The 26,297-nt window shown below is 72.1% G+C and carries 27 protein-coding genes; 19 read left to right on the forward strand and 8 right to left on the reverse strand.

Annotated elements, in window-relative coordinates; genetic code table 11:
- Positions 1-8: 8 nt before the first annotated feature.
- Positions 9-2,096, reverse strand: coding sequence for a transketolase (tkt, locus tag HHL19_RS05310; RefSeq protein ID WP_169085928.1), 2,088 nt, complete (start codon positions 2,094-2,096; stop codon positions 9-11).
- Between the two features lie 361 nt (positions 2,097-2,457).
- On the opposite strand from tkt, the gene HHL19_RS05315 reads away from it, so the two are divergent.
- The 3 genes from HHL19_RS05315 to HHL19_RS05325 all read left to right on the forward strand — a co-directional run bounded on the left by HHL19_RS05315 (position 2,458) and on the right by HHL19_RS05325 (position 5,103).
- Positions 2,458-3,405: a heme o synthase gene (locus HHL19_RS05315; RefSeq protein WP_169085930.1), complete on the forward strand. Its 948-nt coding sequence runs from the start codon at positions 2,458-2,460 to the stop codon at positions 3,403-3,405.
- A 92-nt stretch (positions 3,406-3,497) separates the two neighbouring features.
- Positions 3,498-3,842, forward strand: a complete 345-nt coding sequence (locus HHL19_RS05320; protein ID WP_169085932.1) for a hypothetical protein — start codon at positions 3,498-3,500, stop codon at positions 3,840-3,842.
- A gap of 181 nt (positions 3,843-4,023) precedes the next feature.
- The gene (locus HHL19_RS05325; RefSeq protein WP_169085934.1) at positions 4,024-5,103 is read left to right on the forward strand and encodes an amidohydrolase family protein; all 1,080 of its coding nucleotides are present in this window, start codon (positions 4,024-4,026) and stop codon (positions 5,101-5,103) included.
- A gap of 7 nt (positions 5,104-5,110) precedes the next feature.
- On the opposite strand, the gene HHL19_RS05330 is transcribed toward HHL19_RS05325, so the two are convergent.
- The 3 genes from HHL19_RS05330 to HHL19_RS05340 all read right to left on the reverse strand — a co-directional run bounded on the left by HHL19_RS05330 (position 5,111) and on the right by HHL19_RS05340 (position 7,849).
- Positions 5,111-6,079: a COX15/CtaA family protein gene (locus HHL19_RS05330; protein WP_169086339.1), complete on the reverse strand. Its 969-nt coding sequence runs from the start codon at positions 6,077-6,079 to the stop codon at positions 5,111-5,113.
- Between the two features lie 73 nt (positions 6,080-6,152).
- Positions 6,153-6,917: an ABC transporter permease gene (locus tag HHL19_RS05335; RefSeq protein WP_169085936.1), complete on the reverse strand. Its 765-nt coding sequence runs from the start codon at positions 6,915-6,917 to the stop codon at positions 6,153-6,155.
- Complete coding sequence (locus HHL19_RS05340) at positions 6,914-7,849, reverse strand: ABC transporter ATP-binding protein (RefSeq protein ID WP_169085938.1); 936 nt, start codon at positions 7,847-7,849, stop codon at positions 6,914-6,916. The genes HHL19_RS05335 and HHL19_RS05340 overlap by 4 nt, the downstream gene beginning before the upstream one ends.
- A gap of 170 nt (positions 7,850-8,019) precedes the next feature.
- Here HHL19_RS05340 and HHL19_RS05345 point away from each other — a divergent pair, with 170 nt between their 5' ends.
- The 8 genes from HHL19_RS05345 (at position 8,020) to HHL19_RS05380 (ending at position 14,660) form a co-directional block, all read left to right on the forward strand.
- A complete protein-coding gene (locus HHL19_RS05345) occupies positions 8,020-8,745 on the forward strand; it encodes a metalloregulator ArsR/SmtB family transcription factor (RefSeq protein ID WP_169085940.1) in 726 nt (241 codons plus the stop codon).
- Positions 8,742-10,157, forward strand: a complete 1,416-nt coding sequence (gene sufB, locus HHL19_RS05350; RefSeq protein ID WP_169085942.1) for a Fe-S cluster assembly protein SufB — start codon at positions 8,742-8,744, stop codon at positions 10,155-10,157. The genes HHL19_RS05345 and sufB overlap by 4 nt, the downstream gene beginning before the upstream one ends.
- 158 nt (positions 10,158-10,315) lie before the next feature.
- Positions 10,316-11,497: a Fe-S cluster assembly protein SufD gene (gene sufD, locus HHL19_RS05355; protein ID WP_169085944.1), complete on the forward strand. Its 1,182-nt coding sequence runs from the start codon at positions 10,316-10,318 to the stop codon at positions 11,495-11,497.
- Positions 11,497-11,814, forward strand: coding sequence for a bifunctional 3-phenylpropionate/cinnamic acid dioxygenase ferredoxin subunit (locus HHL19_RS05360; protein WP_030322524.1), 318 nt, complete (start codon positions 11,497-11,499; stop codon positions 11,812-11,814). The genes sufD and HHL19_RS05360 overlap by 1 nt, the downstream gene beginning before the upstream one ends.
- 7 nt (positions 11,815-11,821) lie before the next feature.
- Entirely contained in the window at positions 11,822-12,586 is a 765-nt protein-coding gene (gene sufC, locus HHL19_RS05365) for a Fe-S cluster assembly ATPase SufC (protein ID WP_169085946.1), read from the forward strand.
- Entirely contained in the window at positions 12,583-13,851 is a 1,269-nt protein-coding gene (locus HHL19_RS05370) for a cysteine desulfurase (RefSeq protein ID WP_169085948.1), read from the forward strand. Before sufC ends, HHL19_RS05370 begins: the two co-directional genes overlap by 4 nt.
- Positions 13,852-13,863: 12 nt before the next feature.
- On the forward strand, positions 13,864-14,325 hold the full coding sequence (sufU, locus tag HHL19_RS05375; RefSeq protein ID WP_169085950.1) for a Fe-S cluster assembly sulfur transfer protein SufU: 462 nt from the start codon (positions 13,864-13,866) through the stop codon (positions 14,323-14,325).
- A complete protein-coding gene (locus HHL19_RS05380; protein WP_030746153.1) occupies positions 14,322-14,660 on the forward strand; it encodes a metal-sulfur cluster assembly factor in 339 nt (112 codons plus the stop codon). The genes sufU and HHL19_RS05380 overlap by 4 nt, the downstream gene beginning before the upstream one ends.
- 69 nt (positions 14,661-14,729) lie before the next feature.
- On the opposite strand, the gene HHL19_RS05385 is transcribed toward HHL19_RS05380, so the two are convergent.
- On the reverse strand, positions 14,730-15,791 hold the full coding sequence (locus HHL19_RS05385) for an oxidoreductase (protein ID WP_169085952.1): 1,062 nt from the start codon (positions 15,789-15,791) through the stop codon (positions 14,730-14,732).
- Between the two features lie 62 nt (positions 15,792-15,853).
- Here HHL19_RS05385 and HHL19_RS05390 point away from each other — a divergent pair, with 62 nt between their 5' ends.
- The 4 genes from HHL19_RS05390 (at position 15,854) to HHL19_RS05405 (ending at position 18,090) form a co-directional block, all read left to right on the forward strand.
- Entirely contained in the window at positions 15,854-16,174 is a 321-nt protein-coding gene (locus HHL19_RS05390; RefSeq protein ID WP_169085954.1) for a multidrug efflux SMR transporter, read from the forward strand.
- Positions 16,174-16,770 carry a TetR family transcriptional regulator gene (locus HHL19_RS05395; protein ID WP_169085956.1) on the forward strand — a complete coding sequence of 199 codons (597 nt, stop codon included), beginning with the start codon at positions 16,174-16,176 and terminating at the stop codon, positions 16,768-16,770. The genes HHL19_RS05390 and HHL19_RS05395 overlap by 1 nt, the downstream gene beginning before the upstream one ends.
- Before the next feature lie 44 nt (positions 16,771-16,814).
- Positions 16,815-17,801 (forward strand): 2,3,4,5-tetrahydropyridine-2,6-dicarboxylate N-succinyltransferase, encoded by a 987-nt coding sequence (gene dapD, locus HHL19_RS05400; RefSeq protein ID WP_169085958.1) that lies wholly within the window; start codon positions 16,815-16,817, stop codon positions 17,799-17,801.
- Positions 17,802-17,865: 64 nt separating this feature from the next.
- The gene (locus HHL19_RS05405) at positions 17,866-18,090 is read left to right on the forward strand and encodes a hypothetical protein (RefSeq protein ID WP_206324516.1); all 225 of its coding nucleotides are present in this window, start codon (positions 17,866-17,868) and stop codon (positions 18,088-18,090) included.
- Between the two features lie 6 nt (positions 18,091-18,096).
- On the opposite strand, the gene dapA is transcribed toward HHL19_RS05405, so the two are convergent.
- Both dapA and HHL19_RS05415 read right to left on the reverse strand, forming a co-directional pair.
- Positions 18,097-18,969, reverse strand: coding sequence for a 4-hydroxy-tetrahydrodipicolinate synthase (dapA, locus tag HHL19_RS05410; protein ID WP_169085960.1), 873 nt, complete (start codon positions 18,967-18,969; stop codon positions 18,097-18,099).
- A gap of 60 nt (positions 18,970-19,029) precedes the next feature.
- Positions 19,030-19,497, reverse strand: a complete 468-nt coding sequence (locus tag HHL19_RS05415; RefSeq protein WP_169085962.1) for a GNAT family N-acetyltransferase — start codon at positions 19,495-19,497, stop codon at positions 19,030-19,032.
- A gap of 110 nt (positions 19,498-19,607) precedes the next feature.
- Here HHL19_RS05415 and HHL19_RS05420 point away from each other — a divergent pair, with 110 nt between their 5' ends.
- Entirely contained in the window at positions 19,608-20,321 is a 714-nt protein-coding gene (locus HHL19_RS05420; protein ID WP_169085964.1) for an antibiotic biosynthesis monooxygenase, read from the forward strand.
- Between the two features lie 13 nt (positions 20,322-20,334).
- Here HHL19_RS05420 and HHL19_RS05425 read toward each other — a convergent pair whose 3' ends face one another.
- Positions 20,335-22,176 (reverse strand): endonuclease/exonuclease/phosphatase family protein, encoded by a 1,842-nt coding sequence (locus tag HHL19_RS05425; protein WP_169085966.1) that lies wholly within the window; start codon positions 22,174-22,176, stop codon positions 20,335-20,337.
- 245 nt (positions 22,177-22,421) lie between these two features.
- On the opposite strand from HHL19_RS05425, the gene HHL19_RS05430 reads away from it, so the two are divergent.
- The 3 genes from HHL19_RS05430 (at position 22,422) to HHL19_RS05440 (ending at position 26,257) form a co-directional block, all read left to right on the forward strand.
- Positions 22,422-23,870: a hypothetical protein gene (locus HHL19_RS05430; protein WP_169085968.1), complete on the forward strand. Its 1,449-nt coding sequence runs from the start codon at positions 22,422-22,424 to the stop codon at positions 23,868-23,870.
- A gap of 158 nt (positions 23,871-24,028) precedes the next feature.
- Positions 24,029-25,483 carry an alkaline phosphatase PhoX gene (locus HHL19_RS05435; protein WP_169085969.1) on the forward strand — a complete coding sequence of 485 codons (1,455 nt, stop codon included), beginning with the start codon at positions 24,029-24,031 and terminating at the stop codon, positions 25,481-25,483.
- An 84-nt stretch (positions 25,484-25,567) separates the two neighbouring features.
- Positions 25,568-26,257, forward strand: coding sequence for a GntR family transcriptional regulator (locus tag HHL19_RS05440; protein WP_169085971.1), 690 nt, complete (start codon positions 25,568-25,570; stop codon positions 26,255-26,257).
- Positions 26,258-26,297 lie beyond the last annotated feature (40 nt).

Consider the following 26,297-nt stretch of genomic DNA (forward strand, 5'->3'; position numbering starts at 1 on the left):
TATCCGCGTCAGCGCGCGGCGGCGGCGATCGATTCCCGAGCGGCGGAAGCGACGGCCTCCGGCGTGAAACCGAACTCACGGAACAGGACCTTGGCGTCGGCCGAGGCACCGAAGTGCTCCAGGGAGACGATCCGGCCGGCGTCACCGACGTACCGGTGCCAGGTCAGGCCGACACCGGCCTCGACCGCGACCCGCGCCTTCACCGACGGCGGCAGAACGGAGTCCTTGTAGGCCTGGTCCTGCTCCTCGAACCACTCGACGGACGGCATCGAGACCACGCGGGTCGGGACACCGTCGGCCTGGAGCTGCTCACGGGCCTCGACGGCCAGGTGCACCTCGGAGCCGGTCGCGATGATCACGACCTGCGGCTCGCCGCCTTCGGCGTCGAACAGCACGTAGCCGCCCTTGGCCGCGTCCTCGTTCGGCGCGTAGGTCGGCACGCCCTGACGGGTCAGCGCCAGACCGTGCGGCGCGCCCTTCAGGTACTCGCGGGTGTGCCGCTTCATGATCTCGCGCCAGGCGATCGCCGTCTCGTTGGCGTCGGCCGGGCGGACCACGTTCAGACCCGGGATGGCGCGCAGCGAGGCCAGGTGCTCCACCGGCTGGTGGGTCGGGCCGTCCTCGCCGAGACCGATCGAGTCGTGCGTCCACACGTAGGTCACCGGCACGTGCATCAGGGCCGACAGGCGCACCGCGTTGCGCATGTAGTCCGAGAAGACCAGGAAGGTGCCGCCGTAGATGCGGGTGTTGCCGTGCAGCGCGATGCCGTTCATCTCCGCGGCCATGGCGTGCTCGCGGATGCCGAAGTGGATCGTGCGGCCGTACGGGTTCGCCTCCGGCAGCGGGTTGCCCTCGGGGAGGAACGACGACGACTTGTCGATCGTCGTGTTGTTCGAGCCCGCGAGGTCGGCCGAGCCGCCCCACAGCTCCGGGAGGACTCCGCCGAGCGCCTGCAGGACCTTGCCCGAGGCGGCGCGGGTGGCGACGGACTTGCCCGCCTCGAAGACCGGGAGCTTCTCCTCCCAGCCGGCCGGCAGCTCGTTCGCCTGGATCCGGTCGAACTCGGCGGCCCGCTCCGGGTTGGCCGTACGCCACTCGGCGAGCTGCTTGTCCCAGGCGGCGCGGGCCTCGCGGCCCCGGTCGCCGAGCGCGCGGGTGTGGCCGATGACCTCGTCGGTGACCTCGAAGCTCTGCTCCGGGTCGAAGCCCAGGACGCGCTTGGTGGCCGCGACCTCGTCGTCGCCGAGCGCCGAGCCGTGCGCGGCCTCGGTGTTCTGCGCGTTCGGCGCGGGCCAGGCGATGATCGAGCGCATCGCGATGAACGACGGACGCTCGGTCTCGGCCTCGGCGGCCTTGATCGCCGCGTACAGGGCGGCCGGGTCCAGGTCGCCGTCGGCCTTCGGCTCGACGCGCTGCACGTGCCAGCCGTACGCCTCGTACCGCTTCATCGTGTCCTCGGACACGGCGGTCTCGGTGTCGCCCTCGATCGAGATGTGGTTGTCGTCCCACAGCAGGATCAGGTTGCCGAGCTTCTGGTGGCCCGCGAGCGAGGACGCCTCGGCGGAGATGCCCTCCTGGAGGCAGCCGTCGCCGGCGATCACGTAGACCTTGTGGTCGAAGGGGGAGGTGCCGGGGGCCGCCTCCGGGTCGAAGAGGCCGCGCTCGTAGCGGGCGGCCATCGCCATGCCCACCGCGTTCGCCACGCCCTGGCCCAGCGGGCCCGTGGTGGTCTCGACGCCGGCCGTGTGGCCGTACTCGGGGTGGCCCGGGGTCTTCGAGCCCCAGGTGCGGAACGCCTTGAGGTCGTCGAGCTCCAGACCGAAGCCACCCAGGTACAGCTGGGTGTACAGGGTCAGGGAGGAGTGGCCCGCGGAGAGCACGAACCGGTCGCGGCCGACCCACTCGGGGTCGGCGGGGTCGTGGCGCATCACCTTCTGGAAGAGGGTGTACGCGGCCGGCGCGAGGCTCATCGCCGTACCGGGATGGCCGTTGCCGACCTTCTGTACGGCGTCCGCGGCCAGGATGCGGGCGGTGTCGACGGCCCGCTGGTCCAATTCGGTCCACTGGAGGTCTGTGGTGGTCGGCTTAGTGCTCACCCTGGGTCAGGGCTCCTCTCCACATGTCTGTAGCCGGTGACTGAGGGTGTACCGGCGCTGTCGAGCCTACCCCCGAAAAAGCCCCCTCTTTTCGTGTCCATGCCCCTCAAATGAGCGGACAGAGCAAGAGTGCCGGTGGCCGTGGTGCTCCGCCTCCCGAACGGCGCGCCGAACGGTGTCCGCCCCTTGATACGAGGGGGGACGGGAGAGGGGACACGCGCCCACGGGTGAGCCCCGCCAACACGACCCCACCCCCGCGAAGATCGGTGTCTGGGCAACGTCTACAGTGGCGTGGTACGCGCAAGTTTCACCCCGCCTTTATCCGGGGAACTTGCTGGGAATTTCTCTGTCAGGGGTGTGCGTGACGGCCGTCGAGTCCCGACCCGCAGGGGTCGTCCTGGCTAACGGCCCGGGGGGCCATCGGCCGTTCGGGGCCCGCGTCAAGGCATTCGTGGCGCTGACCAAGCCGCGGATCATCGAACTGCTGCTCATCACCACCGTTCCGGTGATGTTCCTCGCCGAGCAGGGCGTGCCGGACCTGTGGCTGGTGCTCGCCACCTGCTTCGGCGGCTACCTGTCCGCCGGCGGTGCCAACGCGCTCAACATGTACATCGACCGCGACATCGACGCGCTGATGGACCGCACCGCGCAGCGCCCGCTGGTCACCGGCGTGGTGTCGCCGCGCGAGGGCCTGGTCTTCGGCCTCACCCTCGCCGTCGTCTCCACCCTGTGGTTCGGCCTGCTCGTCAACTGGCTCTCCGCCTGGCTCTCGCTCGGCGCGCTGCTCTTCTACGTCGTGATCTACACGATGCTCCTGAAGCGGCGCACCGCGCAGAACATCGTCTGGGGCGGCATCGCCGGCTGCATGCCGGTCCTCATCGGCTGGTCGTCGGTCACGAACTCGATGTCCTGGGCCGCCGTCATCCTCTTCATGGTCATCTTCTTCTGGACGCCGCCGCACTACTGGCCGCTGTCGATGAAGGTGAAGGAGGACTACGCGCGCGTGGGCGTGCCCATGCTCCCCGTGGTCGCCTCCAACAAGGTCGTCGCCAAGCAGATCGTCGCGTACAGCTGGGTCATGGTCGGGGTCTCGCTGCTGCTCACCCCGCTGGGCTACACCGGCTGGTTCTACACCGCCGTCGCCCTGGCCACCGGCGGCTGGTGGCTCTGGGAGGCGCACGGCCTCCTCAACCGCGCCAAGGCCGAGGTCACCGGCGCGAAGCTCAAGGAGATGCGCCTCTTCCACTGGTCCATCACCTACGTCTCGCTGCTCTTCGTGGCGGTCGCGGTGGACCCCTTCCTGCGCTAGCGGGACCTCCGGCTCCGACGGCCGGGTCGTGTGGGCTGTCCCACGCGGCCCGGCCGTCGTCAGTCGATCTACCGCTCGGTAGCATCCTTGCCATGGCAGACACCAAGGAAGACACCACGGCCGTCGCCCCGCGCGACGCGCGCAAGGCGGCCAAGCTGGCCAAGGAGATCCGCGCCTTCGGCAAGGAGCACGGCGGCGTCGAGGGCCAGCTCGCCCACATCGGCCAGGCCGGCACCCGCATCGTCCTCGTCGGCGAGGACGGCGGCTGGGGCGACCTGGTGGCCCCCACCTACGCGATCGCCCAGCAGGCCGCGGAGAAGGCCGAGCTGACCCTCCACGACGAGTTCGACGGCGAGTTCGCCGCGAAGGTCGTCACCGGCCCCTACGAGTGGACCCGCATGGCCGGCATCCAGCTCGGCGGCCCCACGAACGCCTGAACGGGCGGGGCGGGACCGGGCCCCACGGCCGACCCGACCACGGCCAGGGGCCGCACCGCCCACGGCGGCCGGGTCGGGCGAGGCGGCCGGGTCGGGCGAGGCGTGGGCGGTAGGCAACAACCTCACCCGGGGGTCACCCGTTAGGACGTGTGGAGACACGTCCACGCAGGGAGCCCCCGAGATGATCGACATGCCACGCCTGGTGGACCAGTACTGCCACGGGGTGCTCCGGACGGAGCTGGGTCTCGGCACCTTCGAGGCCCACCTCGGGCCCGCCGCCGTGCTGCCCGCCTCCGGTACCACCTTCTTCGACACCCAGACGGGCTTCGCCGTACGGCGCTGGTGCCCGCCGCTCCTCGGTCTCGAACCGCACTGCCCGCCCGCCCGCTACCTCGCCCGCCGCCGCGAGCTCGGCGTCGCCGAGACCGGCCGCCGGCTGCTGCGGGCCGCCGGCATCGCCACGTACCTCGTCGACACCGGCCTCCCCGGCGACCTCACCGGGCCCTCCGAGCTGGCCGCCGCGGGCGAGGCCCGAGCCCACGAGATCGTCCGCCTCGAACCCCTCGCCGAGCAGGTCGCCGACACCTCGGGCACCGTCGACGCCTTCCTCGCGAACCTCACCGAGGCCGTCCAGGACGCCGCGACGCGCTCCGTCGCCTTCTCCTCGGTCTCCGCCGCGCACTGCGGCCTCGCCGCCGACGCGGAGCCCCCCGGGCGCGCCGAGACCCGCCGCGCCGCCGGGCGCTGGCTCGCGCAGCGGCCCGCCGGCGGCCCCCTCGACTCGCCGGTGCTGCTGCGCCGGCTGCTGTGGATCGCGGTGGGCGCGGGCCGGCCGCTCCAGCTGCACACCGGGGACCGGGACCCGGCCGCACTGGCCGGCTTCGCCGCCGCCACCGCCGGGCTCGGCGCCGACCTCGTGCTGCTGCACGGCGCGCCGCACCACCGCACGGCCGCCCGGATGGCGGCGGTCTTCCCGCACCTCTACGCCGATCTGGGCGCCGCCCTGGCGCACACCGGGGCGCGGGCGGCGGACGTCCTCGCCGAGGTCCTGGAGCTCGCCCCGTTCGGCAAGCTGCTGTACTCCAGCGGCGCCCGCGCCCTGCCCGAGCTGCACGTGGTCGCCGCCAGCGCCTTCCGCACCGCCCTCGGCCGGGTGCTGGGCGCCTGGGTCCAGGACGGCGCCTGGTCCCGTACCGACGCCCAGCGGGTCGCCGCGATGATCGCCGCGGGGAACGCGACGCGGGTCTACCGGCTGGGCTGAGCCGGGCTCACGCCTTCGCGAGCTCCGGGTCCGCCTGGGCCGGGATCTCCGCCGTCGGCAGCGGGCGCTCGCGCAGGCTCAGGGCCAGGCGGAGCACCGCGATCCACATCAGCGATGAGCCGAGCATGTGGGCGGCGACGAGGAGCTCGGGGACGCCGGTGAAGTACTGGACGTAGCCGATGCCGCCCTGGAGCAGCAGCACGATCAGCAGGTCGCGGGCGCGGGCACGGGTGTCGTCCGGGGCGTCGACCACGCGCAGCACCAGCCACATCGCGACGGCGAGGGCGCAGACGGCCCAGGCGGCGACGGCGTGGAGGTGGGCGGCGTTCGTCCAGTCCCACGGCATGCGGGGCACGTCGCTGCTGTCGCCCGCGTGCTTGCCGGCGCCGGTCACCGTGGTGCCCAGCACGATCAGCAGGCCCGAGGTGACCGTGATCGCCCAGGACAGCTTCCGTACCGGTCCCGGCACGCGCGGACGCGGGGCGGTGTCGCCCTCGCCGGTCCGGTGCCAGGTGATCACGGCGACGGTCAGCAGCGCGTTGGCGGCGAGGAAGTGGCCGGCCACGGTCCACGGGTTCAGGCCCATCCAGACGGTGATGCCGCCGATGACGGCGTTGCTCATCACGATCCAGAACTGCGCCCAGCCCCAGCGGGTGAGGCCGCGGCGCCACGGCTTGGTCGAGCGGGCGGCGATGATCGCCCAGCCGACGGCGGCCGACAGGACGTAGGTCAGCATCCGGTTGCCGAACTCGATCAGCCCGCGGTAGCCCTGCTCGGGCGTCACGATCAGGCTGTCGTCCGTGCACTTCGGCCAGGTGTCGCAGCCGAGACCGGAACCGGTCAGCCGGACCGCGCCGCCCGTGACGATGATGAGCACGCTCATCACGACGGCGGAGAGCGCGGCGCGCCGGAGGATCCGGGGGGTCGGGGTCCAGCGCTGGGCGATGAAGGCGAGGGGGGTCTGCACGGGCCCTATCGTAGGCGCGGGCTTGTGCACGCTTTCACGAGGGGGGGCTTGTCAGGAAACGTCACCCTCTGGCTCGGTGCCGCTACTCCCAGCGGAAGAACCTCGCCGCCGCGCCGAGGCCGAGGACGGCCCAGACGGCGAGGATCCCGGCGTCGGCCCACGGCATCCCCGCGCCGTCCTGGAGGACGTCCCTGAGGCCGTCGGAGAGGGCGGAGATCGGCAGCAGCGCCAGCACGTCGCCGGCCGCGCCGAACTTCTCCAGCGGGACGATCACCCCGCCGCCGACGAGCAGCAGCAGGAAGACCAGGTTGGCGGCGGCGAGGGTCGCCTCGGCCTTGAGCGTGCCCGCCATCAGCAGCCCGAGGCCGGAGAAGGCGGCGGTGCCGAGGACGAGCAGGAGCAGCACGGCGAGGGGGTTGCCGTGCGGGGACCAGCCGAGGCCGAAGGCGATGGCGGTCAGGAGCGCGACCTGGAGGACCTCGGTGACCAGGACGGCGAGCGTCTTGGCGGTCATCAGGGCCCAGCGGGGCAGCGGGGAGGCCCCGAGCCGCTTGAGGACGCCGTAGCGGCGCTCGAAGCCGGTGGCGATGGCCTGGCCGGTGAAGGCGGTGGACATCACGGCGAGCGCGAGGATGCCCGGGGCGAGGAAGTCCACGGCCTTCCCGTCGCCCGTGTCGACGACGTCGACGGTCGAGAAGAGCGCGAGCAGGAGGGACGGGATGATCACCGTGAGGAGGAGCTGCTCGCCGTTGCGGAGCAGCATCCGGGTCTCCAGGGCCGTCTGGGCCGCGATCATCCGTCCGACGGGGGCGGCCCCCGGCTTCGGCGCGTACGTACCGGCGCTCATGCGCGCAGCTCCTTGCCGGTCAGTTCCAGGAAGACGTCTTCGAGGGTGTGGCGTTCGACCGCGATGCGGTCGGGCATCACGCCGTGCTGGGCGCACCAGGTGGTGACGGTGGCGAGCAGCTGGGGGTCGACGGTGCCGGTGATCCGGTACGTGCCGGGGAGCGGCTCCGCGGCCTCGGTGCCGTCCGGGAGCGCCTTGAGCAGGGAACCGAGGTCGAGGCCGGCGCGGCCGGTGAAGCGGAGGGTGTTCTCGGCGCCGCCGCGGCAGAGCAGCTCGGGGCTGCCCTGGGCGGCGACCCGGCCGGCGTCGACGATGGCGACGTCGTCGGCGAGCTCCTCGGCCTCCTGCATGAAGTGGGTGGTGAGGACGACGGTGACGCCGTCGGCGCGCAGCTCGCGGACGAGGTCCCAGGTGGCGCGGCGGGCCTGCGGGTCGAGGCCGGCGGTGGGCTCGTCGAGGAAGACGAGTTCGGGGCGGCCGACGACGGCCATGGCGAGGGCGAGCCGCTGCTGCTGGCCGCCGGAGAGCCGCCGGTAGGTGGTCCGGCCGCAGGAGCCGAGGCCGAGGCGTTCGATCAGCGCGTCGACGTCGAGCGGGTGGGCGTGCAGCTTGGCCATGTGGCGGAGCATCTCGTCGGCGCGGGCGCCGGAGTAGACGCCGCCGGACTGGAGCATCACGCCGACGCGGGGGCGCAGGGCGGCGGCGTCGGCGAGCGGGTCGAGGCCGAGGACGCGGACGGTGCCGGCGTCCGGCCTGCGGTAGCCCTCGCAGGTCTCGATGGTGGTGGTCTTGCCGGCGCCGTTGGGGCCGAGGACGGCGGTGACGGTGCCGGTCCGCACGTCGAGGTCGAGGCCGTCGACGGCGGTCTTGGTGCCGTACCGCTTGACCAGGCCGCGGACGCGGACGGCGGTGTCGACGGACTCGTTTCGCATGCCGGGAAGTCTAGGAGAGGGCGTGCGCGACCCGTCCGCCCGGGCCCCGGATTCATCCCACCAATGATCGTTTCCGCAGGTCAGGTAAGCCTTACCTGAGTGATGCACGCCATCGTGACCGCTTCCGGCGTGGCTTGTCACTGCCCGATTAATTACGCAACAATGGCGTTGTGAAAAACCTTGGCGCGGCTCCTGCGGAGGAACTCGCGACCCGAGAGCGGTCGACCCGCAACCGGGTTGCGCGGTCCATCCTGGATCACGGCCCGTCGACGGTCGCCGACCTCGCCGAGCGGCTCGGCCTCACCCAGGCCGCCGTCCGCCGGCACCTCGACGCGCTCGTCGCCGAGCAGGTCGTCGAGGCGCGCGAGAAGCGCGTCTACGGCGCCCGTACCCGCGGCCGCCCGGCCAAGGTCTTCGCCCTCACCGACGGCGGCCGGGACGCCTTCGACCAGTCGTACGACTCCCTCGCCGTCGAGGCGCTCCGCTGGATCGAGCGCAACGCCGGGGGAGAGGCCGCCGTCGCGGCCTTCGCCCGCGACCGGATCGAGGCCCAGGCCGAGAACTACCGCGAGGCCGTCGAGTCGGTCGAGCCCGAACGGCGGGCCGAGGCTCTGGCCAAGGCCTTGACGGCGGACGGGTACGCTGCCACTGCGCGGAACGCGCCGGTCGGCGAGCAGCTCTGCCAACACCACTGCCCGGTCGCCCACGTCGCCGAGCAGTACCCCCAGCTGTGCGAGGCGGAGACGGAGATCTTCTCCCGCCTCCTGGGAACGCACGTCCAGCGTCTGGCCACCATCGCCCACGGTGACGGCGTCTGCACCACGTTCATCCCGCACAGCACCCCGCAGACCACTGAGACAGCATCCGCAAGTACGGCCGGGAGGAAGCCCGCATGACCACCGAGATCAGCCACCCCGAGCTTGAGGGCCTGGGTCGGTACGAGTACGGCTGGGCCGACTCCGACACCGCAGGCGCCACCGCCAAGCGCGGCCTGAACGAGGACGTCGTCCGCGACATCTCCTCGAAGAAGAACGAGCCCGAGTGGATGCTGAAGCTCCGCCTCAAGGGCCTGAGGCTCTTCGACAAGAAGCCCATGCCCACCTGGGGCTCCGACCTCGGCGGCATCGACTTCGACAACATCAAGTACTTCGTGCGGTCCACCGAGAAGCAGGCCGAGTCCTGGGAGGACCTGCCGGAGGACATCAAGAACACGTACGACAAGCTCGGCATCCCGGAGGCGGAGAAGCAGCGGCTCGTCGCCGGTGTCGCGGCCCAGTACGAGTCCGAGGTCGTCTACCACCAGATCCGCGAGGACCTGGAGGAGCAGGGCGTCATCTTCGTCGACACCGACACCGCGCTGAAGGAGCACGAGGAGCTCTTCAAGGAGTACTTCGGCACCGTCATCCCGGTCGGCGACAACAAGTTCGCCTCGCTGAACACGGCCGTCTGGTCCGGCGGCTCGTTCATCTACGTGCCGAAGGGCGTGCACGTCGAGATCCCGCTCCAGGCCTACTTCCGTATCAACACGGAGAACATGGGCCAGTTCGAGCGGACGCTGATCATCGTCGACGAGGACGCCTACGTCCACTACGTCGAGGGCTGCACCGCCCCGATCTACTCCTCCGACTCGCTGCACTCCGCGGTCGTCGAGATCATCGTGAAGAAGGGCGGCCGCTGCCGCTACACGACCATCCAGAACTGGTCGAACAACGTCTACAACCTGGTGACCAAGCGCGCCGTCGCCTACGAGGGCGCCACCATGGAGTGGGTCGACGGCAACATCGGCTCCAAGGTCACCATGAAGTACCCGGCCGTCTACCTCATGGGCGAGCACGCCAAGGGCGAGACGCTCTCCATCGCCTTCGCGGGCGAGGGCCAGCACCAGGACGCCGGCGCCAAGATGGTCCACCTGGCCCCGAACACCTCCTCGTCCATCGTCTCCAAGTCGGTGGCGCGCGGCGGTGGCCGCACCTCCTACCGCGGTCTGATCGAGATCGGCGAGGGCGCCCCCGGCGCCAAGTCCAACGTCCTCTGCGACGCGCTGCTCGTCGACACGATCTCCCGCTCCGACACGTACCCCTACGTGGACGTGCGCGAGGACGACGTCACCATGGGCCACGAGGCCACCGTCTCCAAGGTCTCCGAGGACCAGCTCTTCTACCTGATGCAGCGCGGTCTCACCGAGCAGGAGGCCATGGCGATGATCGTCCGCGGCTTCGTCGAGCCGATCGCCAAGGAGCTGCCGATGGAGTACGCGCTGGAGCTGAACCGGCTGATCGAGCTGCAGATGGAAGGCGCGGTGGGCTAGAGCGCCCCCGGACCAGGTAAACGACCCGGGCTCACTCGCTGAGCCCCGCGAGCCCGCCACACGGCGGCAGGGTACGGCGGGCGCCGGAAGGCGTCCGGCCGGACCGGCCACGCGAGCGGGCACGTACGACGAGGCAGGAAGAGAGCAACACGTTAGCCATGGCTGAGGCTCAGCAGAACATCCCGGCCGGTTCCACGACCGCCGGCTCGATCGCGGTGGCCGCCGAGTCCACCGTCGCCACCCGCATGAGCGCCCCGCCGTCCTTCGACGTCGCGGACTTCCCCGTCCCGCACGGCCGCGAGGAGGAGTGGCGGTTCACCCCGCTCGCCCGCCTCCGCGGTCTGCACGACGGCACCGCCGTCGCCACCGGCGAGGGCGTCCGGGTCGAGATCGAGGCCCCCGAGGGCGTCACCGTGGAGACCGTCGGCCGCGACGACGCCCGCCTCGGCAAGGCCAAGCCGGTCGACCGGGTCGCCGCCCAGGCGTACTCCTCCTTCGAGAAGGCGTCGGTCGTCACCGTCGCCAAGGAGGCCGTGCTCGCCGAGCCGATCCGGATCGCCGTGCACGGCGAGGGCGGCGTCGCCTTCGGCCACCAGGTGATCGAACTCGGCGCCTTCGCCGAGGCCGTCGTCGTCCTCGACCACACCGGCGACGCGGTGCTCGCCGCCAACGTCGACTACGTGCTCGGCGACGGCGCCAAGCTCACCGTCGTCTCCGTCCAGGACTGGGACGAGAAGGCCGTCCACGTCGCCCAGCACAACGCCCTCGTGGGCCGCGACGCCTCCTTCAAGTCGGTCGTGGTGACCTTCGGCGGCGACCTGGTCCGCATCCACCCGCGCGTCGAGTACACCGCCCCCGGCGGCGCCGCCGAGCTCTTCGGCCTGTACTTCACCGACGCCGGCCAGCACCAGGAGCACCGCCTCCTCGTCGACCACAACACCCCGCACTGCACCTCGAACGTCGCCTACAAGGGCGCGCTCCAGGGCCAGGACGCGCACGCGGTCTGGATCGGCGACGTCCTCATCCAGGCCGCCGCCGAGGGCACCGACACCTACGAGCTCAACCGGAACCTCGTCCTCACCGACGGCGCCCGGGTCGACTCCGTGCCGAACCTGGAGATCGAGACCGGCGAGATCGCCGGCGCCGGCCACGCCTCCGCCACCGGCCGCTTCGACGACGAGCAGCTCTTCTACCTGATGGCCCGCGGCATCCCGGAGACCGAGGCCCGCCGCCTCGTCGTCCGCGGCTTCTTCGCCGAGCTGGTCCAGCAGATCGGTCTGCCGGACGTCGAGGAGCGCCTGATCGCCAAGGTCGAGGCCGAGCTGGAGGCTTCCGTCTGATGGCCTTCGTCCGAGTCTGCGCGCTGAGCGAGCTGGAGGCCGACACCCCGAAGCGGGTCGAGGTCGACGGCACGCCGGTGTCGGTCGTCCACACCGAGGGCGAGGTGTTCGCGATCAACGACATCTGCTCGCACGCCAACGTCTCCCTCTCGGAGGGCGAGGTCGAGGACTGCGCCATCGAGTGCTGGCTGCACGGTTCCAGCTTCGACCTCCGCACCGGCAAGCCGTCCGGCCTTCCCGCGACGCGCCCCGTCCCCGTGTACCCCGTAAAGATCGAAGGGGACGATGTGCTCGTCTCCGTCACCCAGGAGTCCTGAGTCACCCATGGCAACGCTCGAAATCCACGACCTGCACGTCTCCGTCGAGGCGGAGAACGGCCCCCGCGAGATCCTCAAGGGCGTCGACCTGACCATCAAGCAGGGTGAGACCCACGCGGTCATGGGCCCCAACGGCTCCGGCAAGTCGACCCTGGCGTACTCCCTGGCGGGCCACCCCAAGTACAAGGTCACCGGCGGCACCGTCACCCTCGACGGCGAGGACGTCCTGGAGATGTCCGTCGACGAGCGCGCCCGCGCCGGCGTCTTCCTCGCCATGCAGTACCCGGTCGAGGTCCCCGGCGTGTCGGTCTCCAACTTCCTGCGCACCTCCGCCACCGCCGTCCGCGGCGAGGCCCCCAAGCTGCGCACCTGGGTCAAGGAGGTCCGCGAGGCCATGGACAAGCTGTCCATGGACCCGGCCTTCGCCGAGCGCAACGTCAACGAGGGCTTCTCCGGCGGTGAGAAGAAGCGCCACGAGATCCTCCAGCTGGAGCTCCTCAAGCCGAAGATCGCGATCCTCGACGAGACCGACTCCGGCCTCGACGTCGACGCCCTGCGCATCGTCTCCGAGGGCGTCAACCGCGTCCGCGAGACCGGTGAGGTCGGCACCCTCCTCATCACCCACTACACGCGCATCCTGCGCTACATCAAGCCCGACTTCGTGCACGTGTTCGCGAACGGCCGCATCGTCGAGTCCGGCGGCGCCGAGCTCGCCGACCAGCTGGAGAACGAGGGCTACGACAAGTACGTGAAGGGTGGCGCATCCGCGTGACTTCCGCCCATCAGGGGCTGACCGGCCTCCTCGACACCGAGGCGATCCGCAAGGACTTCCCGCTCCTGGATCGCACGGTCCACGACGGCAAGAAGATCGTGTACCTGGACTCCGCGGCCACCTCGCAGAAGCCGCGCCAGGTCCTCGACGCGCTCAATGCCTACTACGAGCGGCACAACGCCAATGTCCACCGCGGCGTCTACACGGTCGCCGAGGAGGCCACCGCGCTGTACGAGGGCGCCCGCGACAAGGTCGCCGCCTTCATCAACGCGCCGAGCCGCAACGAGGTGATCTTCACCAAGAACGCCTCCGAGTCGCTCAACCTCGTGGCCAACATGCTGGGCTGGGCCGACGAGCCCTACCGCGTGGACCACGAGACCGAGATCGCCATCACGGAGATGGAGCACCACTCCAACATCGTCCCGTGGCAGCTGCTCTCGCAGCGCACCGGCGCGAAGCTGAAGTGGTTCGGCCTCACCGACGACGGCCGCCTCGACCTGTCGAACATCGAAGAGGTCATCACGGAGAAGACGAAGATCGTCTCCTTCACGCTGGTCTCCAACCTGCTCGGCACCCAGAACCCGGTCGAGACCATCGTCCGGCGTGCCCAGGAGGTCGGTGCGCTCGTCTGCATCGACGCCTCCCAGGCGGCCCCGCACCAGGTTCTGGACGTGCAGGCGCTCCAGGCCGACTTCGTGGCCTTCACCGGCCACAAGATGTGCGGCCCGACCGGCATCGGCGTGCTGTGGGGACGGCAGGAGCTCCTGGAGGACCTCCCGCCCTTCCTCGGCGGCGGCGAGATGATCGAGACCGTCTCGATGCACTCCTCCACCTACGCGCCGGCCCCGCACAAGTTCGAGGCGGGTACGCCCCCGATCGCCCAGGCCGTCGGCCTCGGCGCGGCCGTGGACTACCTGTCGGCGATCGGCATGGAGAACATCGCGCGCCACGAGCACGCGATCACCGAGTACGCCGTCCGCCGCCTCCAGGAGGTCCCGGACCTGCGGATCATCGGCCCCACCACGGCCGAGGACCGCGGCGCGGCGATCTCCTTCACGCTCGGCGACATCCACCCGCACGACGTGGGTCAGGTCCTCGACGAGCAGGGCATCGCGGTCCGGGTCGGCCACCACTGCGCGCGGCCGGTCTGCCTGCGGTACGGAATTCCTGCGACCACGCGGGCGTCGTTCTATCTGTACTCCACCCCGGCCGAGGTCGACGCCCTGGTCGAGGGACTGGAGCACGTCCGGAACTTCTTCGGCTAGAGGCGGCGACTTGTGAAGCTGGATTCGATGTACCAGGACGTCATCCTGGACCACTACAAGCACCCGCACGGGCGGGGCTTGCGGGACGGCGACGCCGAGGTGCACCACGTCAACCCGACGTGCGGCGACGAGATCACGCTCCGCGTGAAGTACGACGGCGAGCGCATCGCGGACGTGTCGTACGAGGGCCAGGGCTGCTCCATCAGCCAGGCCTCGGCCTCCGTCCTCAACGAACTGCTCGTCGGCAAGGAGCTGACCGAGGCGCGGAAGATCCAGGAGACCTTCCTGGAGCTGATGCAGTCCAAGGGCCAGGTCGAGCCGGACGACGCCATGGAGGAGGTCCTGGAGGACGCCGTCGCGTTCGCGGGCGTCTCCAAGTACCCGGCCCGGGTGAAGTGCGCGCTGCTCAGCTGGATGGCGTGGAAGGACGCGACCGCCCAGGCCCTGGGCGACGCGGAGAGGAAGTCGGCATGACTGAGAACATCGAGGCCACGATCAAGCCGGCCTCCGAAGAAGAAGTCCGCGAGGCGCTGTACGACGTCGTCGACCCCGAGCTGGGCATCGACGTCGTCAACCTCGGCCTGATCTACGGGATCCACATCGACGACTCCAACGTCGCGACGCTGGACATGACGCTGACCTCGGCGGCCTGTCCGCTGACCGACGTCATCGAGGACCAGGCCCGCTCCGCCACCGACGGCATCGTCAGCGAGCTGCGGATCAACTGGGTCTGGATGCCCCCGTGGGGCCCCGACAAGATCACCGACGACGGCCGCGAGCAGCTCCGCGCGCTCGGCTTCAACGTCTGAGCGGTGACGTACGAGAAGAGGCCCCCGGCATGCCTTCCGCCGGGGGCCTCTTCTCGTACCTTCATGTCGTTACGCCGCCGTCTGGGCGGCCAGGGCCGGGCCTAGGTTCTCCCGGCGGATGCGCTGGTCGACGTAGAGGAGACCGGAGGCCAGCGGCTGGAGGGGGCCCAGGAGGACCTGGGCCAGGAGCTGGAGCAGACCGGTGACGGCTATCGCGGTGGTGGCGGCCGCGAAGACCGTGCCGGGGGTGGCGTGCCGGGTGAGAGGTTCGGCGAAGACGGTCAGGTGCGTCGCCAGGCGGAGGGTCATCTGCACCGCGAACGAGATGCCGCCGACGATCAGCACCATCACCAGCGTGTAGCCGAAGATCCGCCACCAGTCGCCGCGGACCAGCTGCGCGGAGCGGCGCATCGCGGTCAGCGGGCCGGCGGACTCGATGACCGCGGCCGTGGGGGCCAGGCTGAACTTCACCCAGATCCAGACGACGGCCGGGATCGTCCCCAGGGCCAGGAGCAGGACGAGCAGGCCGGTGAGCGCGAGCCCCGTGCCGTCGTCGACGTGGTTCCCCTCGCTCGCGGCGATGCCCGCGATCATCGCGCCCAGCATGAGGACGAGGCCGACCAGGAAGAGCAGCATCGGCACGAGGGCAGCCAGGGCGGACAGGACGATCGTGCCGAGCACCGAGCCGAGCCGGGACCAGGCCCGGCGCCATACGGTCCCGAAACCGACCCGGCGGCCGAGTACCGCCTCCTGCACCACGACCGCGGCGGCCGCGTGCAGCAGACCGGTGGCGAGCAGCATCCCCAGCGCGACGACCAGCCAGAGGGCGCCGAGGACGACGAGGAAGGGTGCGAGGTCCGAGAGGCTGGGATCCTGGGAGGCGGGGCTCGCCTCCCACTGGTCGCCGAGAGTGGCCCAGGCGGCGATGCCCAGGCCGACGACCACCACGGCGGCCAGCGCGTAGGAGGCCAGCGCCATGCCGAACAGCGTCTTCCAGTGCCGGCGGTAGGCGCCGAACGCACCCGACAGGACGTGGTTCAGGTCGAGCGGCGCCAGGGGTATCACGCCGGGCTTCGGCGGCGGCGGGGCGGGCGCGTAGCCGTACCCGTACGGCCCAGGGGCATAAGTCATGCGCCATACGGTATCGGCCACCGTTGTGTACGCCCGTACACAACGGCGGGTAGCCTCCGCGCATGGGTTACGGACTGCTCGCCGGGGCCATCGCGGCCGAGATCATCGCCACCACCTCCATGAAGTACAGCGAGGGCTTCAGCAGGCTCTGGCCCTCGCTGATCACCGGGGCCGGCTACCTCATCGCCTTCGCACTGCTCGCCCAGGCCCTCAAGACCCTCCAGGTCGGCACCGCCTACGCGATCTGGTCCGGGGCCGGCACCGCGGCCGTCGCCGGCATCGGGATCCTCTTCCTCGGGGAGACCCTGAGCCTCGCCAAGGTCGCCGGCATCGTCCTCATCGTCGCCGGGGTCGCCGTCCTCAACCTCGGCGGGGCGCACTGATGGCCCGCCCCCGGCGGTACGACCCCGAGCGCCGGGACCGGCTCGTCGCCGCCGCCCTGCGGGTGGTGCGGCGGGACGGCATCGCCGCGCTGAGCCACCGCGCGGTCGCCGCCGAGGCCGATGTGCCGCTCGGCTCCACCACCTACCACTTCTCCTCCCTCGACGAACTCCTCGTCGCCGCCCTCCGCGAGGTCAACGCCGGCTTCGCCGCCTGGCTGCGGAGCGGCGCCGGCCGCGCCGGGGACGACCTCGCCGGCGGACTCGCCCGGCTCCTGGGGGAGTGGCTCGGCGCCGAACGGAGCCGGGTCGAGCTGGAGTACGAGCTCTACCTCGCCGCCCTGCGCCGCCCCGCGCTGCGGCCCGTCGCCGCCGAATGGACCGAGGAGGCCGCCGCCGCCCTCGCCCCCCGCACCGGACGGGCCACCGCCCGCGCCCTGGTCGCCCTCCTCGACGGCATCGGCCTCCAGGTCCTGCTCACCGGCGCGCCGTACGACGAGGCCCACGCCCGGGAGATGCTCGCCCGGATCCTGAACGAAGGCCCGAAGACGCGGGCCGCGGGCTTGTCGGAAGCTCCGGCGCGCCCGCCCGGCACCTGAGACCGGTTGGCCCGGGCGGGGGCCCGACCGTTAGGTTTTCCGTCATGACCACCACTGCTCCCCGCACCACCGGCGCCGTCGCCGCCGGCCTCGCCACCCTCGCCGGTGACGGCACCGTTCTCGACACCTGGTTCCCCGCCCCCGAGCTCACCGAAGAGCCCGGCGAGGCCGGCACCACGCGACTCTCCCCGGACGAGGCGGTGAACGCCCTCGGCGAGGGCGCCGCCAAGGCCCTCGGCGTGGACGCCCGCCGCGGCGTCGAGGTGGTCGCCGTCCGCACCGTCATCGCCTCCCTGGACGACAAGCCGCTCGACGCCCACGACGCGTACCTCCGCCTCCACCTGCTCAGCCACCGTCTGGTGAAGCCGCACGGCCAGAGCCTGGACGGCGTCTTCGGCCTGCTCGCCAACGTCGCCTGGACCTCGCTGGGCCCGGTCGCCGTCGAGGACGTCGAGAAGGTCCGGCTCAACGCCCGCGCCGAGGGCCTCCACCTCGCCGTCACGAGCATCGACAAGTTCCCCCGCATGACCGACTACGTCGTGCCCGCCGGCGTCCGCATCGCCGACGCCGACCGGGTCCGCCTCGGCGCCCACCTGGCCGCCGGCACCACCGTCATGCACGAGGGCTTCGTCAACTTCAACGCCGGCACCCTGGGCACCTCCATGGTCGAGGGCCGCATCTCCGCGGGCGTCGTCGTCGGCGACGGCTCCGACATCGGCGGCGGCGCCTCCACCATGGGCACCCTCTCCGGCGGCGGCAACGTCGTCATCTCCATCGGCGAGCGCTGCCTGATCGGCGCCGAGGCGGGCGTCGGCATCGCGCTCGGCGACGAGTGCGTCGTCGAGGCCGGTCTGTACGTCACCGCCGGCACCCGGGTCACCATGCCCGACGGCGAGATCGTCAAGGCCCGTGACCTCTCCGGCCGCTCGAACATCCTCTTCCGCCGCAACTCGGTCACCGGCGCCGTCGAGGCCCGCCCGAACAACGCGGTCTGGAGCGGCCTGAACGAGATCCTCCACAGCCACAACTGATTCCGGTGACTCTGCGTTAGCCGGGTGCGGAGATCACCGCAATCGGTCGAGGCGAGGAGTCGGCATGAGGTTGGGGACGAGGCCCATGGTCGCGGGGATGCTCACGATGGCGGCGGCCCTGCTGCCCGCCGGGACGGCCGCGGCGGACGAGACGCACACGCACAACGGGCCGACCGTCACCAACGGCCCCGCCCTCAACCTGCACACCGGGCAGATCGACGATCCGCTGGAGGACGTTTTGGAGCACGCCGCGATCCTCGGGCGGACGAACACCACCGACTCCGCCTGAGCCGGCTCAGTCCCGCAGCAGTTCTTCGAGCAGCACCCGCAGCCCGTCGGCCGTCTCCCGGTCGGCGGGCCGCAGCGGTTCCCGGACCGGGCCGCCGAGCAGCGCCTTCACGGTGACCGTACCCGGCAGGCCGCCGGCCATCATCCGCTCGACGAGCGGCAGCGTCCGGGCGTGCAGCCGGGCCGCCAGGGCGGTGTCGCCGGAGTCGTACGCGTCGAGGACGGCCGCGAACGGGCGCGGCGCCACGTTGGCGACCGTCCCGATGTAACCGGCGCCGCCGACCGCGTACAGCGGGAGGTTCAGCTCCTCGCTGCCGGAGTAGTACGCCAGCCCGGTCTCGGCGATCAGCCGGGCCGCCGCCAGCAGGTCGTACGAGCAGTCCTTCACGCCCGTGATCCGCGGGTGGCCGGCGAGCCGGCGCAGGGTGTCGGGCTCGACGCGGGTGCCGGTGCGGCCGGGGATGTCGTAGACAAGCATCGGCAGGCCGGTGGCGTCCGCGACCTTCAGGAAGTGGGCGGCGACCGCGTCCTGCGGCGGGCGGCTGTAGTACGGGGTGACGACGAGCAGTCCGTCGGCGCCGGCCGCCTCGGCCTGGCGCGCGAGCTCCACGGTGTGCCGGGTGTCCGCCGTGCCGACCCCCGCGACGAGCGGGGCCGCCGGGCCGACCGCCTCCCGCACGGCCCGGATCAGCGCCGCCTTCTCGGCGTCCGTGGTGGTCGGGGACTCCCCGGTGGTGCCGTTGAGGACCAGACCGTCACAGCCGTCGCCGAGGAGCCGGGCGGCCAGCTTCGCGGCGGCGTCGAGATCGAGGGCGCCGGAGTCGGTGAACGGGGTGACCATCGCGCACAGGGCGCGGCCGAAGGGCCGGTGAGTGCTCATGCGGGAAGTCTGGGCGGCGACGAGCGTGAGGGTCCACTTAGATCTGCTTCGCCGGAATGTTCATCCGGGCTGAGAAATGGCGGCTCCGAGGGGCAGCTTGAAGCCCTCGTGGCTGGGGGCGTAGCCGAGCGAGGCGTAGAAGCGGTGGGCGTCGGCGCGCTTCTTGTCGCTGGTCAGCTGGACGAGGGCGCAGCCGCGCCCGCGCGCCCGGTCGGCCGCCAGCTCCATCAGCCGGCGGCCGAGCCCGCCGCCGCGCCGGTCGGCCCGGATCCGGACCGCCTCGACCAGGGCCCGCTCGGCGCCGCCCTTGCCGAGTCCCGGGATGTACGTGGCCTGGAGGCAGCCCACGACGAGGCCGCCGTCCACCAGGACGAGCATCTCGTTGCGCGGGTCGGCCTCGATGGCGGCGAAGGCCCGTTCGTACGCCTCGGTGACCCTGACCGTCGCGGGGTCGACGACCCGCTCCTCGTCGGCGAGGAGGGCGAGGACGGCGGGGAGTTCGGCGCGGGTGGCGGGGCGGAGGATCATGGCCGGAAGTCTCCCATGCCGCCTGCCGGACACCCTTGACCTCGACCTAGGTCGAGGAAGGAGGGTCGACCTCGGCACCGAACATCCGGACCGCTCAGGAGGAGACACCCATGAACGCCGTCGTGCACCCCGACGCCCGCCCCGACCTGTACCGCCCCGGCGTCGGCCAGGTCCTCATCAGCACCTGGAGCGTCGGCACCCCCGAGCGCCAGCGCGCCGCCGTCGAGGCCGTCCGCAAGGCCTGGGAGTCCCGGCCCTGGCCGGACCCCCGGCTGCTCTCGTACACGATCTACGCCGGCCGCGACGGCGACACCCTGCTGCACTACTCGCAGTGGACGGCCTGGGAGGCGTACCTCGACTTCGTGGCCACCCACCGCGACGACCGCAACGGCGAGATCGACGCGGCCGTGCCCGGCATCCGGCGGATCGAACTGCGCCCCTACGCGCCGCCGTTCCGTTCCGTCGCGCTGAGCGGGGAGGCCGCCGGGGCCGTGCCCGGGGCGCTCGTCGCCGTCGAGGCCGACTTCGAGGGGCCCGACCCGGAGCGGCAGCGGGCCTGGGTGGACGCGGTGGCCGCCGCCCTCGCCGACGACGAGGGACGCCGGCCGGCCACGGGGGGCATCGGCGCCCACTTCCACCTCTCCGTGGACGGCACCCGGGTCTTCAACCACGCCGAGTGGGTGCGCGAGGAGGACCACGTGGCGTGGCAGGCGGGCGCCGGGGAGCCGAACGAGGCCTGGCGGGCCGTCCACCACCACCCGGGCCTGGTCGGGAGTCGCGTACGCGCGTACGCGCCCGCGCTCAGCCTGAGCGCGGGCGCGTAGCGCGGGATCCGGGTTACGGGCGGAAGCGCAGGACCTGCGGGTCGTGGTCGCTGTTCTGGTCCGCGAACTCGGCGTTGATGTGCACGCTGTCGTACTCGAAGTGGTGCACGCCGGGGCTGGTCAGGATCTGGTCGAGGACCTGGCTGTTGCCCTGGTAGACGTACGAGTAGCGCTCGGAGCGGGGCAGCGACGTCACGGCCGGGTAGAGGGCGTCGCCGTCGGTCAGCGCCTCGGTCGTGCCGGAGAACTCGAAGTCGTTGATGTCGCCGACGACGAGGACGTCCGCCTGCTTGTCGACCGCGATGATCTCCTTCACGAAGGCGTTGACGGCCTGCGCCTGGAGGAGGCGCTGCTCCTCGGAGGAACGGTTCGGCGGCTGGTGGTGGGAGACGAGCGACTCGTCGCCGCCCTTCGAGCCGAAGTGGTTGGCGACGACGAAGACCGTCCGGCCGCGGAAGGTGAACTCGCCCGCGAGCGGCTTGCGGCTGGACTCCCAGGCGGCGGTGTTCGCCGGGTCGATCCGGCCGGGGGAGAGGGTGAGGGCGGCGCGGCCCTTCGAGCCGGTGACACCGGTCGGGGTGGTCGCGTCGCCGCCCGCGCGGTCCACGAAGGAGACCCGCTCGGGGTTGAAGAGGAAGACCTGACGGATGTTGCCGCCGGGCTGGCCGCCGTCCTTGTTGTTCTCCGGGTCGATCCCGCGCCACTCGTACGCCGGGCCGCCGGCCGCCACGATCGCGTCCGTGAACTTCTTCAGCGTCTGGCCGGCCGAGACCGTGCCGTCGTTCTTGACGCCGTTGTCGTCCTGGATCTCCTCCAGGGCGAGGATGTCCGGGGCGGCGAGGTTCTCGACGACCGCCTTCGCGAGCGCGTCGAACTTCTCCTGCGGGTCGCTCGGGTCGAGGTTCTCCACGTTGTACGTGGCCACGGCCAGCTCGTTCTTGTGCTGCCGCTCGGTGACCTCGCGCTCCAGGCCCATGTCCTGGACGGTGCCGATCGTGCGGGCGGTGAGCGTGTAGCCGCCGTACTGGTTGAAGTCGAGCGGGCCCTCGGTCGAACCGGCCAGCCAGTCGCCGACGTTCGCCTTCGGGAACGGCTGCTGGGCGAGCGGGATCAGCGACTGGATCTGGAGCCGGCCGGTGTTCTGAGACTCGTAGGAGCCGTAGACCGTGCCGCCGCGCTCGTTGTCGTTCTCCCAGGGCTTCACCGTGACCCACAGCTCGGAGTACGGGTCGGTGGCGCCGACCACCCGCGAGGAGCCGACGCGGACGTTGGTGCCCTCCAGGGACTCGTAGTAGTCCAGGGCGTACGTCTCGGGGTCCAGCTCCAGGCCGTTGATCGAGCCGCCGTTCGCCGGGTCGCCCGCGGGCGCGTAGGCGTCCGGCACCGACCAGGGGGCGATGGTGACCGGGGCGGGCAGCGCGTTGCCCTGCGAGACCACCGTGATCTTGGGGCGGGAGAGCTGGGTCAGCGACTGGTTGCCGGACTTCAGGCCGCCGGGGACGTACTCGGTGACCGTGCCGTCGACGCTGACCGCGTCGCCGACCGCGACCGTCGGGGCGGAGCCCGTGAAGACGAACAGGCCCTCGCTGGTGGCCGGGTTCTCGTCGCCCTGCGGGTCCTGCATCCAGAAGCCGCGCGAGGAGCCGTAGCCGCGGACACCGATGACGATGCCCGTCACCCCGGTGACCTGCTTACCGACCAGCGGCGAGACCCGCGTCGTGCCCTGGACGTCGTGGATGCGGACCGCGGCGGCGTCCTCGGCCGCGGCGGTCTGCGAGCCGACGAGCAGTCCGGCCGCGAGGGCGGCCGCGACGACCGCGGAGACGGCGGCGGTTCTCGGTATGGAGGAAGACATCAGGAGGCTCCGAGGGTGCTTGGAGGAACGGCAGAGAGATCTACGCGCGTCAATCTCTTTCGAGAGCCCACCACTTGTCAAGGGTCGACGGGTGTACGAAGGCTGACGGGCCCGTGAACCGTCGGGAGGCCCCCCGGATGCGTCTACGCTGAGGAAGCCGGTCCCACCGGTACCGGACCGGTTTCCCGCCGGTCCCCATTGCGATCCCCTACACCGGTCCACGCACGCGTCGAGGAGTCCCCCACATGGCTGCGGAGCACCCCACCCTTCCCCCCGTTCGGCTGCCCTCGGACGCGGAGCTGGCTCGGGACGCCCTGGCCGCCCCCCTCCTCGCCCACGCCGTCCGCCTCGCCCGCTGGGCCGGACCCGACACCCGGGTCGGCGCCGGCGGCGAACTCGTCGACGAGCAGCTGCCGGACGCCGTCGGAGTCCTCGGCCTCGGCGACGACGAGGACGCCGAGTACTGGGCGGGCGACGCCTGGCGGCTCGCCGTCGACACCGGCCTCGTCGACGTCGAGGACGGCGCCGACGACGACACCCCCGGCACCGCGGCCCCCGGCGAGAACCTCGCCGTCGTCACCGGCGGCGCGCCGAAGGACGTGCTCGCGCTCTGGCTCGACGCCTTCGAGGCCGTCTTCGCCGACGCCGTCGCGCCCGTCCTCGACGACCTGGAGCCGCTGCTCGACGAGGACGGCGGCCTCGACCTCGACACCCTCGACTGGGACCCGGAGGCGGAGGCCGAATTCCTGGAGGGCGTCCTCGGCAACCTCTACCTGCTGACCGTCAGCGAGGCCGGCCCCGGCGAGGGGCCCGTGCCGCTGCCCGCGCTCGCCGCCTCCATGGTCGTCCCCGACGACATGGGCGAGCCCACCGACGACGTCCTGGAGCAGGTCTCCGACGCGATGATGCGGCTCGACGAGCAGTTCCGGCTCCTGGAGCCGATCGGCCTCGTCGAGTACCAGCCCGTCGACGAGGCCCTGATGGCCGAGGAGGGCGAGGAGCCCGCCCCGCCCGTCGACGACGAGGACGTCTCCCGCTACGGCATGGTCCGGCTCACCCCGCTCGGCCTCTACGGCGTCCGCACCCGCATGGTCGAGGCCGGCGTGGACGCCCCCGCCGTCGGCGACCTCGCGGAGAAGGACGCCGAGACCCTCCTCACCGGGCTCACCGGCTACCCGGAGGCCGCCGCCCGCGCCGAGACCGAGGCCTGGCTCGACGGGCGTGAGCCGGTGCCCGCCGCCGCCGAACTCCTCGCCGCCGCCCGCGGCTCCGACCCCGCCTCCCCGCTCCGCCGCCTCCACTGCCAGCAGGCCCTCGCCCTCGTCGGCGCCGAGGCCGAGCCGGTGGTCCGCGCGGTCCTCGACGACCCCGAGCTCGGCGGCCTCGCCCGCGTCTGGCTCGCCGAGCGGGGCGCGGCGGACGTCCCCGCCCCGCCGGAGTCCATGATCTTCTGGCTCGCCGTGGACACCATCGCCGCCCAGCTCGACGCCGGCGGCGACCTGGAGGAACTCCGGGAGCTCGTCGAGGGCCTGACGAGCCGCCACACCGGCTTCCTGGAGACCGCCTGGCGGGTCGAGCACCCGTACACGGCCGAGGTCCTCGACGCGATCGGCCGGCTCCACCCGGACAGGACGTCCGCCAAGGAGGCCCGCAAGGCCGCCTTCAAGGCCCGCTCCCGCACCGGCGCGGCCTGACCCCCGTCCGGGGCCGCCCGTGCCGGGTGGGCGGGTGTCCTCCCCCGGTCCGGGGGGAGGCGCTCCGCGGACGTTCCCGTGGCGTTCAGCCGCCGTTCCCGTGGGCGCGCGAGGGTGTGCGCGACAACCGGCCAGCAGCAGGGGAGAGACCGCACACCATGGCCCTCAACCGCAGAGAGTTCACGCGGAGGTCCGCCGTCGCGGGCCTCGCGCTCACCGGCGCCGTCGGCGTCCTCGCCACCGCCCCCGAGGCCCTCGCGGGCGACGAGGACGCCCACGGACACGACCACGGCCACGACCACGACCACGGCCACGACGACGGCCACGGTCACGGTCACGACCGCCTCGGCTACGGCCCGCTCGTCGCCGACCCCGAGGGCATCCTCGCGCTGCCCGAGGGCTTCGCCTACCGCGTGATCACCCGCACCGGCGTCACCCGCCTGGAGAGCGGCGAGTTCACCCCGGCCAAGCACGACGGCACCGCCGCCTTCGCCGGGCCGCGCGGCACCACGTACCTCGTGAACAACCACGAGATCAAGGGCGACCGCGCCAAGGTGGAGTTCCCCGTCCCGCTCGCCGAGGGTCTCGTCTACGACCCGAAGGCGGCCGGCGGCTGCACCGTCGTCGAGGTGCACCGCGACGGCAGCGTCGCCGAGTGGGTCGGCATCGCCGGCACCTCCACCAACTGCGCCGGCGGCCGCACGGACTGGGGCACCTGGCTGACCTGCGAGGAGAACTCCGACCTCGCCGGCAAGAACGGCATGACCAAGGACCACGGGTACGTCTTCGAGGTCGACCCCCGCGACCGCCGGGCCAACCTCGACCCCAAGCCCCTCAAGTTCTTCGGCCGCTACGACCACGAGGCCGTCGTCATCGACCCCAGGCGCGGCCACGCCTACCTCACCGAGGACGCCTCCAAGCCCAACGGCCTCCTCTTCCGCTGGGTCCCGCCGCAGGGCTTCGAGCACGGCCGCGGCAGGCTGCGCACCCTCGCCGACGACGCCGGCGTGCTCCAGGCCGCCCGGTGCATCGACTCCGCCGGGCGGTTCGTCGACGACCTCTCCCGCGCCACCCGGATCGGCACCGTGTACGGCGTCGACTGGGTCGACGTCCCCGACCGCGACGCCCGCACCACGCCCGTCCGCAAGCAGTTCACCGAAGGCCAGGTCACCCGCGGCCGGAAGCTGGAGGGCATGTGGTGGGCCGACGGCGGCACGTACGTCGTCTCCTCGTACGCCCGTGAGGAGAGCCCCGGCGAGGACCACGACGGCCAGGTCTGGTTCTACGACCCCAAGCGCCGCACCCTCACCCTCAAGGTGCTGTTCGGCGTGAACCCCGCGCCCGAGCAGGACGGCGCCTACGACTCCCCGGACAACATCACCGTCTCCCCGTACGGCGGTCTCGTCATCGCCGAGGACGGCGAGGGCGTCCAGCACCTCGTCGGCGCCACCGGCTCGGGCCGCACCTACCCGATCGCGCGCAACGACCTCAACGACAGCGAGTTCGCCGGCGTCGTCTTCTCGCCCGACGGCGACACCCTGTACGCCTCCATCCAGAACCCGGGCATCATGGTCGCGATCACCGGTCCCTGGCGCCGCCAGCCCCGCCGCTGACACCCCGTCGGGTCCGCGACGGGTTCCCGCCGACTTCCCCGACCCCCTGTCGCCTCCATGGACTGACATCTAACCTGTCAGTCCATGGACGACGCTCTGCGGCCCGTGGGCCGGACCCTGCTGCGCGACCGGGCCTACGAATCGCTGCGCGAGGCGATCGTGCGCGGCGAACTCGCCCCCGGCGCGCTGCTCAAGGACTGCGACCTCGCCGACCGCCTCGGGCTCTCCCGCGCCCCCGTCCGCGACGCCCTCGCCCGGCTCACCGTCGAGGGCCTGGTGGAGACCAAGCCGCAGAGCTACACCCGGGTCACCCGGCCGGTCAGCCGGATCGTCCGGGACGCCGCCTCCGTGGTGCGGGTGATGCACGAACTCGCCGCCCGCACCGCCGTGCCGCTCCTCGGCCCCGAGGCCATCCGCGCCATGCGCGAGGCCAACGAGCGCTTCGCCGCCGCCGTCCTGGCCTCCGACGTCGAGGCAGCCCTCGCCGCCGACGACGAGCTGCACCAGGTCCTCGTCGGCGCCAGCGGCAACCACGCGGCCGCCGCCACCATCGCCCGCTACACCCCGCTGATCCGCCGGGTCGAGCGCCGGCTCTTCGGCGACTCCGGCAGCTGCGGCTCCGTCGAGCTCCACGCCCGCCTCATCGACGCCTGCGCCGCGGGCGACGCGGAGGCGGCCGTCCGCATCACCAGCGAGATCTGGGCCGCGCTCGAACAGCTGGCCGACGACGCCATCGAGGTGGCCGAGGTCACCGGCATCCCCGCCCCGGTCTGACCCGCCCGCGCCCGCGGAGCAGGGCCCGCGTCGCCCCGTG

The organism is Streptomyces sp. R302 (assembly GCF_012927245.1).
Classification (GTDB): Bacteria; Actinomycetota; Actinomycetes; order Streptomycetales; family Streptomycetaceae; genus Streptomyces.